This window comes from Streptomyces sp. WAC03905, assembly GCF_057371075.1.
Genome location: NZ_JBXYDZ010000003.1, coordinates 1,045,770 through 1,060,332 on the forward strand (window position 1 = coordinate 1,045,770; position 14,563 = coordinate 1,060,332).

The following is a 14,563-nucleotide window of genomic DNA, read 5'->3' on the forward strand; positions in this document are numbered from 1 at the left end:
AGCTCCTCGAAGGGGCCGCGCCTCACGCCGTCGCATCGATCGTCGGTCAGTTCCGTTCGTCGATCAGACGGTTGATTCGCGCGAAGATGTCGTCGCGCCCGACGATCGGGTGCTCTGGTTCCCTCAAGAAGCAGTTGGCCTGCCTTGGGTCGCTGTGCCGGGGCAGCTCCGTCGAGCCGACCAGCAGCTCCGGGAGCTGGTGCTTCCCCTGTACGGAAGGATGGGCCCCCGTTGCCCGGGCGGCAGCCATCCTCAGCCGCGCAGCCTCAAGCTCCCAGTGCCCTGAGGTATGCCCTTGCTCGCACTCGAGGGTCGCCTCCGGGCCGTCGACGCGCACCATGCGCACCGTGTCGCCCTGCGAGCAGCGGAGGGGCCTGATGCTCGTGGCGGTCACGATCTGGATCCGGTCGGACTCGATGACGAGGGGGCCGGGCGCGACCGCCGGTGCCGTGGCCTGCTCGCGGGCCTGCTCCGGGTACGCGGTGAGGAACTGGGCGAGGCGTGCGGCTGAGGCCCGCATCGGAGAGGAGCCTGGGGCGGGCGGCTCGATATCGTCGGCGAGGAGGCTGGCGCCGATACGGCCGCCGTACTGGTCTCGGACCGCGTTGAAGATGCTCCACAGGGGTGGGCTCTGCCGGGCAGCGGGGTCGTAGCCTTGCCCGGTCTCCGTCAGCGCTCGGCCGATCTCCTCGACGATCCGCGGCTCCCGATCCGCCGGCCCGGCGAGGGCCTCACCCAGCTCGGTGACCGGCACGTCCCGGGCTACGCGGTCGCCGCCATATGTCCGGGCGAACAGGAGCAGCGACAGCGTGCACAGGTCTACGGATGCCCGGCTGTCCTGTTCCCATGACTGGTCGACAAGAATGCGGGCCGCCTCGTGGACCGCGGCCCCCCAGGGAGCCGGCGCGGAAGAGGGGAGCAGCAGGCACATCTCCAGTTCGAGGCCGTATGCGCTGTCGTCAGCGAGATTCACCATCGGGGTATCAGGCATGAGAACCATCCTGTCGGGTATCCGTCGGCCGCGGAGCCGGGTCCGAAGAACACGTCCGCTGTTGGCCGCCTTCCTGGCACCGTCCTCGCTCCCCGCGACCCGGCTGACGTACGCCCAGTTCCGGACGCTGCACGGGCGGGCGCCCGGACTTCGCAAAAAACGGGCCGCGCCGACCGCCTCGACCCCAGTACGCTCCGTCGCCTGTCCGCTGCAGAACGGAGCCGCGCCTGTGATCCTCACCAGCGCCCGCCTGACCCTCCGCGCCCCAGAAGAACACGACGTCAACTGGATCACGGCCGAACTCCAGGACCCCGAGATCCAGCGCAACACCACCGTCCCCAGCCCCTACAGCAGACCTGACGCCGAGCAGTTCGTGGCCAACGCACGCAACCACGACAGCCACAGCACCTTCGTCATCACCACCACCGCCACCGGCCAGCCGGCCGGAGTGATCAGCCTCCACCAGCACCCCAAGCACGCACCCTCGATCGGCTACTGGATCGGCAAGTCCGCCCGCGGCCAAGGCATCGCGACCGAAGCCGTCATCCGGATCTGCCGCTGGGGCTTCGAAGACCTCGACCTGCCGATCATCACGTGGATGGCCCGCGTCGGAAACAACGCCTCCCGCGCCGTCGCCCTCAAGGCCGGATTCCAGATGGAGGGTACCCTCCGCCTGCGCATCACCTCACAGGGCCGCCTGCGCGACTGCTGGGCCGGATCCCTCCTCCCCGAAGAGCTCAACCCGAACGCCAGGTAGCGGACAGCTTCACACCCAGGGGAGGGCGGAGATGCCGCCGCGCCACCCAAAGGCCACACACCGGACCGAAGAGGAGCACGATGCCCGAGAACACCGCCGCCTCGACGCGCAGCTACGCGTCCCACTACGCCGACGTCCACCTCCTGCTCCGCCAGGGCGACGAAATCCTCATGAGCCGGCGCCGACAGCAACAGGTCTTCCCCGGCATGTGGCAGATCCCGGCCGGGCTCATGGAAGAACACGAACCCGCCCGCGCAGCAGCCGCCCGAGAGTTCACTGAGGAGACCGGCGCCTCCGTCGACCCCGGCCACCTACGCTTCGTGCACCTCATGCACCACGTCTCCACCAGCTCCGGCTCGCGAAGGATCGCGTTCTTCTTCGAAAGCGACCGCTGGCACGGCAGCATCGGCAACCCCGAGCCGGACAAATGCGAAGGCTGGCAGTGGCACAAAGCCACCAGCCTGCCCCGGCCGCTTCCGCCCTACCTCGCTGTAGCGCTCCAGCACATCGCCGACGGCACCCGGTACAGCGAGTACGCCTGGCCCGATACCGCGACTCCGGGGCCAGCCGTTCATCCGGCGGGCCGAGCCCAGGCGGCACGCGGCCTTTCCCCACTCGAGTAGGCCAGTCCCAGCCGTTGGCCACGACCCAGCGATGCCGCCAAACAGCCGTACATATAGCAGGCGATCCCCGGATAGCAAAACCGGGGAATCGCCGCGACATTGAATACCCACCGCCACTCGACTACTACAGAAAGGCCAGCACCACGCCCCCCAAAACCACAACGACAAAGTGCGCACCGACCGTTCGCGTTCACGCCGCGGCGTAGCTCATCCGGAACAGCTCCTGGGCACGCTCCAGGTCGCGCTCGGAGTGCAGCCGCACCTCCAGGTTGCCTGTGCCGTGGTGGCCGAGTCCCGTCACATCCCGGCTGAACCCGGGGACGAGCTCGACCTCGGCGGGGCTGGCCTTGAGGTAGACCAGCAGCCTGCTCTTCCGCGGGCAGACACAGGCGAAGTTCTGCAGCCGCTGGTAGGCGGTGTAGGTCTGGTTCTCGACCTTGGTGACGCCCTCGCCGAGCCCGAGCAGCACCTCGTCGACCGCCGCGGCCAGCTCACCCATCGCCCCGTCCGGCCGCCCGGCGCGCTTCTCCCAAGCCATGCCCCGGCGGCGCCCCGCCCGCGCCGACGCACGGGTTCCGCCTGCCGAGGCCACAGTCTCCAGGCCGAAGTGCTCGTCGCCGAACATGCGGTAGCGCACCAAGTCGATGGCGTGCCGGTGCTCGCGGACCGCATGGAGGTCGTAGCGCGTGAAGTCGCCGGCCACGCAGATCAGCCTCGGCGCGCTCCACCGCACCCGAGCCGCGGCCTGCGTACCGAGCCGGTCGCGGACCAGCCGCCGGAAGGCGTCCCTGTGATCCATCAGCCAGGCCAAGTAGAACAGGCCCTGGTTGATCACACCCGCGTCAGTCGAACGCTTGTACTCGACCACGACGGGTGAGCCGTTCTCGTCGATGCCCAGCGAATCGACGCGGCCACCATGCACCGGTCCGGTGCCGTACTCGCTCGCCAGGAACGTCACCCCGAGCATGGCCTGCATGTGCGCCTCGACGAGATCCTGCACGTCAGCCTCGACTTCGGCGAGGCGCGGCACGACCTCCGTCACATCACCCTTGAGGTTGAACAGTCTCAGCCCCGACACCTTCCCTTCCTCGGCTACGGGGCTGCAACGACAGACGGTGATCGGATTATTTCCATCAGCGTCTTCGGGCTTGTGAAGATGGCGCGAGGCTACCTCCGCCCGTCGGGGACGCCTGCGTCCCACGACACCGACGCGCCGCTGAACGCGGCGGACACGTCGGTGTCAAACAGTCCCCCGCCGGAGACGGTTGAGCTCTTCCCGGCGGCTCGCGGCCACCCGACGTAGGCGTGCGACTGTGTCGTGGTGTCCGTGGCAGTTCGGAGTGCACTCGGCAGTCATGCCCGGCAGGTTGCCGGTTACTTTTGCGATCTCGCCGCTCGGGCTGCCTGTGAAGGCGAGCACCTGGTTGTACTCGGCGATCTCGCAGTCGTCGCCAGCATCTGTCATCTGCAAGTCGAGGCGCCCTGATGCCCTTTCAGGGCCGTCGAACCAGATTCGGCATCCTCGCTCCCCGTAAGCGCAGGCACAGGTGCGCATGTCCTCCTTGACCGCGATTCCACAAAGCGGGTGCGTCAGGTGCTCGATGATCACGTCGTGGTCCGTCCAGCGTGCACGGGCAAAGGTGAGACGCAATCCGTAGGTGCTGGCGTGCTTGGTGAAGCCGGCCATGTCCAGCCAGTTGGCTGCCGAACGGAACATCGGCAGCCGACGCAGCAGGGCGCTTCCGAGGGCTGCTGCCTCCCGCCAGGCTTCTTCAAGCCAGCGGTGCTCGTGCGCGAAAGCCCGTTCCCCCGGCGTCAGACCCGGATACCTACAGGGGGACGACTCTCCGTGCTCGGCCGCTGTCAGGTGCCTGACCTCCTCCGCCTGGCTCCAAGCCCGATCAGGAACACCTTCGAGCCGGAGGCTTGCCGTAGTTCCGTGGAGTCCGACGTCGAGCCTGCCGTGGCCGGCGCCGAGCACGCGTAGACCGCTAACCCCGCGAAGGTCGTCCTTGCCACCGGACGAGAACAGCCCCCAGGCGATCAGCTCGGCCAAGCCCTCGGGGTCGGAGTCGGCCGCGAAGCGGATGACGGGACGCCGTTCGTCCGGGATGACCCGCACGATGCGAAGCGGTCGGGTGGTGTACATGGTGGGGTACTCCAGCAAGGCACGCAGGACCTGTCCTTCGAGGAACGCCTGATCACCTCGGGCGGAGGGGATGAGAGGGCTTCCTTCTGGAAGCCGATCAATGCGTTCCTTGGCGCCGGCCCAGGTTTCCCCGGTGTAGCGGCGGCACAGGTCGACCACGTCGCTCTTGGGCACGACAGTCTCCTTCGTGCGCTGCCGGATCCCAGCGCGGGAAAGAGCTGCTGCCAGCGAGAACGACAGTCATGCACGGTACGGGAGAGCATTCGAGGGCACCTGGGGGCTTTCGACACGCTGCGCCATCGATCCGGACAGACGCACGACGAGGGTTCCCTCAACCCGGACCGGACGTTAGACGAGCCGTAGCGGACAACGCAAGCACTGGCCCCCGTCCGGGTGAAAGGCGCCTCCGGAATTGCCGCGCAGGCATCCGCAGACTACGAGGCCCGCTAGATTTCTGCTGCGGCTGACCACCGCTCCCCGGAGATGCATCGGCCCTTCTTCTCTCCACGCTCGGGTGAACCGGTCCCCAGCAGCCCCCTGCGCATCCTTTCGGATCTCAATTCCGCACGTCCTGGGCCGAGACGTTCCGGAGACCCATGAGCGCGATGCACCAAGAAGTTTCCTTGCGCCGACGCCTCTACACGGGGGAGAGCGTCCAACAGGCCAGCCGGGCGCTTGAGTCGCTCAAACCCGAGGGTCCCCCGATCCCCTCGGCCGCTTCGCCAGCTCAGCAATACTTTGAGGCGCGCGTGCTTCTCGGCCTCCTGGAGTTCCGCAACGTTTACACCCGCTATCCCCTCGGCATCACCGCCGTGCACCCAGAGCCGGAAGGCATTGCCCTGCGCGTAGAGAGTGAGGAGCGGGCGGCCGAGATCCTCTTCAACCTCCTCCCCACGTACGTATCGGACAACGAGGTCCACGGTGTGCCGGGGCTTCGCATCACGCGGCGAGATCGCACGGCGATTGAACTGCGCGTGCTCGGCGAGCCCGCCCGACTGCGGCTGACCGGCCTGCCGGCGAGACTCTGGCGCAGCGCCATCGCGACGATGCTCGACAAGTGGATCGACCCGGACGCCATGCTCCTGTGTTGGAAGTCCTCACCGAAGTCATGGACTGATGCCGAGCGGGGGCATCAGGCTCAATGGGAAAGCCCCAGCGATCACTTCACGCAGGTGCAGCAGCGTGGTGCCTGGCTCGGCAGCGGGCTGCTGCGCCGAGCCGCCCTTCTGCACACCGTGTCCAACACGTTCCTCCTTGACGGCTACGGCGGCGCTTCCGACGTGGCACGGCTGGTCCTGCGATCCTCCCACGTGCGCGGACAGGGGCCCGGGCCACACCACATCGTCGCCGCCCTCACGGACCCGACGTTCGGTCTGCCTCTGCTTCTCACTCGGTTCCGCGGTGACACCGACGAAACCTACGGCGGCGACCAGCAGTTCGTCCTCGGTGACGTCAGCAAAACGGCCATCCTCGATCTCCGGGCCACCCCAGAGGGACCCCACTCCCGCCTGCAGCCGGAACTCTGGCAGGCGATCCTGCGCCGGCTACCCGGCTCAGGTTTCACAAGCAGTCTGTCTCCGAGCACCCTCGCCGGGCTCTGCGGCCTCGGGGCGGCCTAGAAGATCCGGCACCGCATCCAAATCGGTTGGACTGCACCGTGCACAAGCTGCCGGCACTCCACTTCCGATCAGGTGCACTTCCGTTGGGCCCGCGCCGTCGCGCGGGCCCAACGACTCCCAACCGGTCCGACCGCACCCGGTACGTGCTGACCCACCGCGTACGGCCGCCGGTTCATCAGCCAGCGCTTCCACCCCTTCATCAGATACCGGCTTCCTGATGGTGTCCTCGAAGGGGCCTCCGGCCGGCTCGCCCGCTTCCTCGGCCAGCACGGCAAGGGCCCCTACGGGTGAGGCCCTCTCACTCCCACTCGGTCCGGTGCCGCAGCCAAGCACGTGCTGCTTCAGCGGCCCGGACCTGGTGGGCGCGGAGGAACGGAATCCCGGGAGGGGCGGGTCGGCGGCAGGCCTTCTCCCAGTACCCGCCGAGACCGGCAGCGAACGCGGTCAACGTCCGGGAGTTCTCCGGCTGCGGGAGATGGGCCACCGCGGTCTCGGCCTCAGCCTCGGCAAGGCGCGGCACGACCTCCGTCACACCACCCTTGAGGTTGAACAGCCTCAGCCCCGACACCTTCCCTTAACCGTCTACAGGCTGCAGGCTGCAGGCTGCAGCGACAAACGGTGCTCGAACTGTTTCCGTCAGGGTCTTCAGGCTTGTGAAGATGGCGTAAGAAGCTGCCTCCGGCCCGTGAACCCAGCCCGATCTCCTGGCCTTTGCCCCTCGTCTGCAGCTGTTGTTGCAGAGACAGCCTCTCCCAGCGTTACTTGCGGAAGGGAACCGGCCCGCCGCCAGAGGCTCGAGCGCCCAGGAGCGCGTTGCCCGACCGCAGCAGCTGGCACGAATGCCGGGCATTGGGCTGGACGGGTGCATCCGAGTGGCCGATCGCCTCCTCCAAGGACAGGCGCCGTACGAGCAGCAGCAACATCGCTACTCTCTGCACTGCCCTATCGCAATCGGTAACCGTTTTAGGGGTTTCGTTGGCTGCCCACACAACTCTGCCGGTGGACCCGGCGCGGCTGTCACGCCTGACGCAGGTATCGCCCGACCTGGCCGATGACTACATGACGCTGGAACTGCTGGCAGCAGGACTGGCCGGGATCCAAGCGAATCAGCAGAAGGCACTGTGGAGCTCCGCTCAGCCCTCCGCCGACCCCACCGGCCTGCCCCGGGCGTGGGTCGCGGGCGTCACACGCCTCCTCTGGAGGGGTCTGGAGGAGGGCTGCCGCGAGTTGTCCTCCCATTCCGACGTCTTCCGTTGGTGCCATCTGCCTCTCAGCCAATGGCCGCTGGTGCTGCGTGTTGCCGAGAGCGATTCAGCGCTTCTCCTGGTCGAGAACGGCCGGCCGTCAGCCTTCGCCGAGCAAGCCGCCCGCCTGTTGCTCTCCAAGGATCCCGAAGCAGAGCTTGTCGAGAATCGCTGTTACGAGCTGATGATCACTACGGCTGACCGGAACGGGCAGACGGAGCATGAGGTTCAAGACAACTACGTCCGGCTTCGGGGATTCCTGACGAAGTACTCAGTAGCCTCCGACGTGGATCTGTTGGGATTGCTCCGGGCCTTCCCGGCCAAGGACGCCAACGGCCTGCCGTGGGTGAAGAGCTGGTTCAGTCAGTGCTACCGGGCCCTGCCTGCCAGCGGCGCTGTCACCCTCAGCTTCTGCGACGGCTGCGGCAATCCTGTCGCCGGCCAGCCCGACTGCGGTACGCCAGGTTGCTCTGGTGACGCGGTCGTACGGGCCATCGAGACGATGTCCGAGTACTTCGTGCAGAACAGCGCCGCTCGGCGGTACTTCCACGATCCAGGGCTGGCCGAACAGCGCATCTTCTCCACCCTCGAGCCAGCATTCGGAGAGCGCCTGCACCCCTGGTGGGGCATGGATGCGGTGGATGCGGCCATCGACTTCGACGGCACAGGAAAGATGGGGGTCGGCGAGTGGTGGGCCGCGGATGTAAAGGATCATGCCAGCGCCACTCTCCTCGGTCGCTCGTTCAACTGGAACCCGCGTGCTGCGGCGCAGCGGCGGTTCCTCGTCATCGCCCAGCACCGCTTCGAACAGCCCGACTACGTGGACGACCTCGCCACCTCCCTGCAAGGGCGCATCCAGGGCGTGGAGATCATGGGTGAAGATGCTTTCGTCGCTGCCGCACTGGCTCGTCAGGCGAGGCGGACCCGGTGAGCCGGGACACCGACGGCTGGCTGGAGGTACTGGAGAACAAGGCGTCATCGTCAGGTGTGGCTGGGGACATCGGGGCCGGCCTGTCGGTCCGCGAGTTCTTCCGGGTCGAACTGGGCCTGTTCTTCCTGTCCGAGTACGCACCCGGGCAGCCGGCTACCTTGCTGCGCAAGCTGCTCGACGGATACGCCCTTCCGGCAGCCGGCACCGAGACGGTTGTGCGTAACGTACGTCGCCGTATGGGGCCGACTGCCCGAGGCGGGCAATGGAGGCTGCGCCTCAACGACTACTGCAAGGTTCCTACTCACCTTCGGTTGTTCGAGCTTGACTCGGATACCGACACTCGCGTGGTCCACGGCAGCGTCTTTCGCCGCCGGGGTAGTTCCAAACTGCCGGAGCGGGAGCAGGCGTATCGCGACGCCATGTCGCTGCCCGTGGACTACAACTTGGAGGCCGCGCATGATCCTGCATCGCCGGGAATGCGGGTGCGGCTCAAACGAGTGGACGGCACGGTGGCCCGCTTCCGCATTCCCGACTGGCTGGAGGAGGCAGGACCGGAGCGCCGTCTGGAACCCAAGAGTCACCGGACCAGGATTCCGTTCCCACAGCTGACAGAGGACGACTTCCGCCAAGCGGCAAAAGAGATGGACCAGCGACTCAGTACGAGCGAGCGGTACCGGTCTGAGAATTTCACTGGCCGTCTGGAGCGCACTGTCTTCGCTCGCACCGACCGCGAAGCCGGCTGCTTGACGGACGGGCTCGGCATCTTCGCGATCGAGGGTGTGGCGCATGTCGTAGGCCTGATGAATGCGGGCAAAACCACCTTTAACGATATTCTTGTCAAAATCTGCACTGACCGAGGGCTCCGGGTCGGGTATCTGGTCTCCTCCGTCGGGAATGCGCTGGAGAAGGTCCGCTTCTTCCGGGCTCTGGGCATCGATGCCGTTCCCCTGATCGGCCACAGGAGCCGCCCCGAGCACATGGCACGGTACTGGGATGACTCCCTCTACGTGCCAGAAAACGGGCAGATGCCACCGCTCCCGGACGGCTGCGACAGCATCGCCGAGTTCACCACCGACATCTGTCTCTTGGAAAGTCTCCTGGTGCCCTCTGGCCCTGTTGCCAAACCGCTCTCCATGGACGAACGGCCATGCCGGGACAAGCTCCGCGTCGACTCCTCGGGTAAGCGTGCGCGGATCGTCGACTGCCCCCTACTCGCCGTGTGCCCCGCGCAGGCAGCCGTACGCCGTGTCCCGACGGCCCAGGTCTGGGTAGCCACACCGGCCGCCCTCCTCGCCAGCAGAGCGGCACCCGCCTCGTACAGCACCCAGTGGGTGATTTCCGCCCAGCATGAGCTGGATCTCCTCGTGGCCGACGAGGCGGACCAGGTGATGACGCACTTCGACAAGCAGTTCATGCACCACGAACCACTGACAAGTCCCGATGGCTGGAGCAGCCGCATCGCCTTGGCCTGGCATGAAGGTCTGGCGAAGCACTGGTACCGACCACTGGCCGAGCGTCCGGGCAAGCGTTACCAGAAGTACGCGACCTATCACGCCGAGGCGCTGGCCGGCTTGCTGCCGCTGCTCATGAGGCAGTTGGTCGAGGGGCAAGAAGGCAAGGACGCGACCAGCGAACTTCTGGCCGAGGTGACGGCCGACGGCCCGTTCAGCGGGCACACCCTACTCACGCGGCTCGCCCGTGCCCTGCACGGCATCTCTAGCCGCGTCGAGGAGCGCGAGCAGTCGCACCTGTGGGAGCGGGCCGAGGAGTACTTTCACACGCACTTCGCGCGGCTTGTCGAAGATCCCTTTGGCACCCCGCCTACCAGCCTGAAGCCCCTGGTCGACATGATGACCGCCGGCTACGACACCGATGAGAGCGCCGAGGATGTGGCCCAGGACTGGATCACGCACCACATCCCCGAAGGCATGCCCCACCCAGGCACGCGGTTGGCGGAGTTTGCACGGGTTCTCGTCGCCGGCTGCTGGAGCGCCCGCATCACGAGTACCGTCTTCGAGCTCTCCCACATGCAGGAATCTCTTCGCTCGCTCATGGGCGCAGTAGACACGAACAATATGCTCGCCCACCAGCCGAAGCCAGAGCTACTCGCTGTAGTCCCCGAGCAGCCTATGGGCAACATGATGGCGCTCCAGTGGACGCTCAGTCCTAAGCAGGACAGAGGATCACTGGACCTGCTGTGGCTACGCGGGGTCGGCAGGTGGCTGCTCTATCACCTGCACGACCTCCTGGCCTGCGAGGGCGTCGAAGGCCCCCATGTCCTGTTGTCGTCAGCGACCAGTTACAACCCTCTCTCCGCCCGGTACCACATCGATATCCTCCCCACCCTGATCCTGCGCGAGCCCCCCGACTGCGCCGCAGCCATCCGGGAAAGCCGTCTCTTCTTCCGTCCGCGGCGGCGCCCAGGACACGAACGGGGCATCTATGTGTCGGGGGCCGGTGGCCGGGGCGCCCGCCAGGCCGCGGTGCGGGCAATGACCGACGCGGTCTGCACCCCTGACCCGGGGGCAGCCCATTCACTCCTAGATCAAGTGCTCCAGGGGTGCGACCCTGACCGCCAGCGGGCCTTGTTCGTGCTGCTCAGCACCGAGGACGCCGCCACGAGCGCCCACTACATGAACACCCGCACCGCAGTACGTGCAGTCCACGTCGTGCCCGACCGCCAGGCCCCCGGCCTCTACGGCCTCAACCATCGCCGCATTTCCGCCTTTCCCAGAACAGGCGCCCATGTGATGGCGGCCGCAGAAGGCTCAGCGGGCCGAGGCCACAACATGCTCAATGACCGTGGGGTCGCAGCGGTCCAGGCCATCTTCTACCTGGCCCGGCTCCACCCCCCGCCGACGGACCTCGCCTTCCCTCTCGCCGTCCTGAACGCCCAAGCCATGCAACGGCTGTTGAACCCCGTCCAGTGCGACGTTCCCGGCACCGACGCCGCCTACGAGATGAGGAAGCTCTCCTACGGCGCACGTGCCACGTGGAGCACGATGATGGGCCGTCCCCTCAACTTCCGGGCGATGAAGGACGAATACCTCCGCCACGCCTTCGTCGCAGACCAGGGGGCGTCCCTCTACCAGACCACAGGCCGGGGCCTCCGAGGCAATGTGCCCGTCAACGTGTATCTCCTCGACGCGGCCTTCGCCCCGCGTGCGGCAGACCCCCGCGACACCGCGTCCGACACCGAACGCACCAGTGTGCTCGTCGCATGCCGGGACCTGACGCGGCGGATGCTCGCCGATCCAGATCCGACAGCCGACCCACTCGCGCGCCTCAACCATCAGATCTACACCGCCGTGTGGGGTCTGCTGGGCCACCTCCTCGACACCATCGACTGGGGATGACGCAGATGAACGAAGACGACACCGTTGAAGCAGACACCGAGAAGAGGAAGCCGCCGCCGCGCTACGAGCAGATCATCACACCCGGCTTCGAGGCCCGCCCCGAAGCCTCACTGCCCATCACTGTTCACACGGCGGCGTTCCCTGCGTCGCTCCTGGCCCGGCTTGAACGCGCCTGGAGCAGCAACCCGAAGGCTCGCTCGAAGTACCTGCCGACGTACGCCCTGCGCGAGTTGATCGAACAGGTCGAACCCGCCGTTCTCGCGGTGGAAGGCAGACTGGGGGACGGCCCCTGGCTCCACACCATGGGACGGCCAGTGAGCGAGCTCCCCCTCGAGCTGGCCCTCGAATTCTGGATCACCACACACGTCGCACCCCACCAGAACGACGTCGACTGGTCCCTCCTCATCAAGCGCTCCCTGCCGCTGGAATGGACGCAATCAGAGGTCGACCTCCTGGCCCACGGCCGCGCAGCAAACGGAACCGCAACCCCGCACAGCAGCACGTTCTCCATGCTCGCCACCTACATCGCCGGGTGCTGGGTGGACGACAAGCTTCCAATGCCCGGCCACACCGCGAAAGGCTTCTCGGTTCTCGGCCCTCTCACCGACCGCGGCGAGCGCAGCATCTACAGCTGGCCACCCCGAGAGCTCAACGATGAAGGGGCCTACGGTCTTTGGACTCACCGGACGGCGCTACGGGTGGTGTCCATGCCCCATGACGGCCGACTCATCCTCCGCGCCGTGCCCCACATCGCCCGTTTCGGCGGCACCCAGCCGGCATACATCCCGCGCCGCGGCGACGGTCCTGCCACGGCAACCATCCTGCTTTACCTGGCCAAGGGCGCTCTGCGCGATGTCGAGCGCCCGCTGCTCCTGCGCGCACCGGTATCGGTCTCCGGCAAGAAGCAAGACATGCGGTGGCATTGGCAGCCGGGCATCGCGCGCATCCTGCCCTCACTCCCATCCGGAAACCGCTATCCGAACCCCGAAGAAGTTCGAACCGACCCACGCCGTACGGCTGGCGTCAACCGTGGCAAGGACGAGGACAGGGATCCCACCGCACTGCTACTGCACGCCACCGGCTACACCTACCTCACCCGGACCGACCTGGAGGGCGAGCAGCCGGCATTCAGCACGCACGGACACCCCGCGGAAAGCGGCCTCCAGCCCATCGACCACCTCGCCCTTTTCGAGCACCTCAAGGAGCCGCTCGCGAAGCTCGGATTCGACCCGCTCCCCGAACTGAACCGGACACCCCAACGCCGAGCGGCTCGGCTTACACCGGCACGTGAGGGCACCCACTACCATCTCGAACTCTGGCACTGTGCGCCGAAGACCTACCAAGCAGTCCACCTGGCACTCACCAGGCTCCTGGACTACCAGCACCTCGGTGAACCGGAACCCGGCATCCACGAGTACGTCGGGCCCACCAAAATCACGCTGGCTCTGCGCGATCCCAAGACCCTGGTCTCCGGGCTGCCCAAGCCTCCACCAGGCGCGGAACCGGACGCCCGCAGGGCTCACCGAATGCAGGTTCGGGAACAGCGCGCAGAGGCGCTGCGCACTGAGTTTCCCGAGGCTGATCATCTGATCGGGTGCCTCGTGGAGATCGACAAGCCCGTGGAATTCGCCATGGCCGGGGAAGACGACCCCAAGCGGTTCCTCAAAGACACCCTGCCTCTGCTGAACCGGCACGTGCAATGCCTGCACCCGGTCACGGCCGCGCCCAAGCCCACTGCCAAGAGCGCAGGGCTCAAGCCCTTCGAAGACAGCGACATCCGTTGTGAGGATGTCCAGCGCGCCGCTTCCTCGGTGAAGGACCTCCTTCGGTCGCTCGGCCACCTGCCGCGCCTGCCCGCACCCCACGGTGTCAAGGGCCGCTTTGAGGTGGCCACCGTACACATCGCACAGGCCGGCGCGTGGATCGTCCCGTTCGTCCTGCGCATGGACACCGATGGCAACGCAACAGGCCAGCTCATGGCGCCCCAAGGCCACCCTCACGAAGCGCCCATCCCCATCGATCACCTGCCCCGAGCGCTGGCTTCCGGCCGCGGGCGGATTCGGCGACGCGACAAGGCCCAGCTGAACGACTTCATCACCCAGGCACTCGCACTCGACTCTCGTGCAGAACGGCTCTTCCTGGCCCGCGCACAGACCTTGCGCAACAGGGATGTATGGTCCTGGCTGCAAAATCCGCACATCACCCTGGACAACCTCCGGCTTCCCGGAGAAGACTGCGCGCACCCTCACCGTGGTGAGGACCGGCAGCCGAAGGACCTCCCCGGGCTGCGCATCGTCCGCATCAACGAGGAGCCCTACGAAATCCCACTGGCCTTCGGCGCTAACCTCCCTGCCGAGCCGGGCGAGGCACATGGCGAGGACTCACCCGCCACGACCTCCGGCCCTGAGGCGCCACCGGAAGCGTCTGCCGGAGCGACCGACCTGCCGTATGAGGAATGGGGCAGATTCTCGGGCGTCGTCCCCTGGAACGATCACACGTTCCTGGCGATCAACCCGAGGCCCGATACCCACCGGCTCCCCAAAGAGGTCTCCAAGTACACGGGAGACGATCAGAACGCCACCCGCCACGGAGCCAACCCCACATCCTTGGAGATCCATATCTCCTTCAAGCAACCCCGTGACCGAGCCCCTGACCTGGCTGCGTACGTGAACAACCTGCGCCGCTGCCACCTCCACACGGACACAGCCACACGCATGCCGCTGCTCCTGCACCTCGCCAAGCTGATGGAGGAGTACATCAGCTGAGCATAGAAGCCTGCGCGTCTAGCGGCGCGCAGCAGCGACGAAAGCTGGCAGCGGATCCTCGGTTAGCCAAGCCGAGGATCCGCTGGATCACGGCTCGTGCATCAAGACCACAAGGCCAACGGCAACGC

The 14,563-nt window shown here is 66.8% G+C and carries 9 protein-coding genes; 6 read left to right on the top strand and 3 right to left on the bottom strand.

Going from position 1 to position 14,563, the window contains the following annotated elements; genetic code table 11:
• Positions 1–46: 46 nt before the first annotated feature.
• On the bottom strand, positions 47–991 hold the full coding sequence (locus tag AC2RP6_RS07735) for a hypothetical protein (RefSeq protein ID WP_486445518.1): 945 nt from the start codon (positions 989–991) through the stop codon (positions 47–49).
• A 229-nt stretch (positions 992–1,220) separates the two neighbouring features.
• On the opposite strand from AC2RP6_RS07735, the gene AC2RP6_RS07740 reads away from it, so the two are divergent.
• Positions 1,221–1,748, top strand: a complete 528-nt coding sequence (locus AC2RP6_RS07740; RefSeq protein WP_486445519.1) for a GNAT family N-acetyltransferase — start codon at positions 1,221–1,223, stop codon at positions 1,746–1,748.
• Positions 1,749–1,828: 80 nt separating this feature from the next.
• Entirely contained in the window at positions 1,829–2,371 is a 543-nt protein-coding gene (locus AC2RP6_RS07745; RefSeq protein ID WP_486445520.1) for an NUDIX domain-containing protein, read from the top strand.
• A 190-nt stretch (positions 2,372–2,561) separates the two neighbouring features.
• Here the strand turns inward: AC2RP6_RS07745 and AC2RP6_RS07750 are convergent, their stop codons facing one another.
• A complete protein-coding gene (locus tag AC2RP6_RS07750) occupies positions 2,562–3,449 on the bottom strand; it encodes a DUF5655 domain-containing protein (RefSeq protein ID WP_486445521.1) in 888 nt (295 codons plus the stop codon).
• 162 nt (positions 3,450–3,611) lie between these two features.
• Complete coding sequence (locus AC2RP6_RS07755; protein WP_486445522.1) at positions 3,612–4,694, bottom strand: hypothetical protein; 1,083 nt, start codon at positions 4,692–4,694, stop codon at positions 3,612–3,614.
• 422 nt (positions 4,695–5,116) lie between these two features.
• On the opposite strand from AC2RP6_RS07755, the gene AC2RP6_RS07760 reads away from it, so the two are divergent.
• The 4 genes from AC2RP6_RS07760 to AC2RP6_RS07775 all read left to right on the top strand — a co-directional run bounded on the left by AC2RP6_RS07760 (position 5,117) and on the right by AC2RP6_RS07775 (position 14,435).
• A complete protein-coding gene (locus AC2RP6_RS07760) occupies positions 5,117–6,139 on the top strand; it encodes a hypothetical protein (protein WP_486445523.1) in 1,023 nt (340 codons plus the stop codon).
• A gap of 999 nt (positions 6,140–7,138) precedes the next feature.
• Positions 7,139–8,314: a restriction endonuclease-related protein gene (locus AC2RP6_RS07765; RefSeq protein ID WP_450905106.1), complete on the top strand. Its 1,176-nt coding sequence runs from the start codon at positions 7,139–7,141 to the stop codon at positions 8,312–8,314.
• The gene (locus tag AC2RP6_RS07770) at positions 8,311–11,670 is read left to right on the top strand and encodes a pPIWI_RE_Z domain-containing protein (RefSeq protein ID WP_486445524.1); all 3,360 of its coding nucleotides are present in this window, start codon (positions 8,311–8,313) and stop codon (positions 11,668–11,670) included. Before AC2RP6_RS07765 ends, AC2RP6_RS07770 begins: the two co-directional genes overlap by 4 nt.
• 5 nt (positions 11,671–11,675) lie before the next feature.
• Positions 11,676–14,435: an RNaseH domain-containing protein gene (locus AC2RP6_RS07775; protein WP_486445525.1), complete on the top strand. Its 2,760-nt coding sequence runs from the start codon at positions 11,676–11,678 to the stop codon at positions 14,433–14,435.
• The last annotated feature ends 128 nt before the right edge of the window (positions 14,436–14,563 follow it).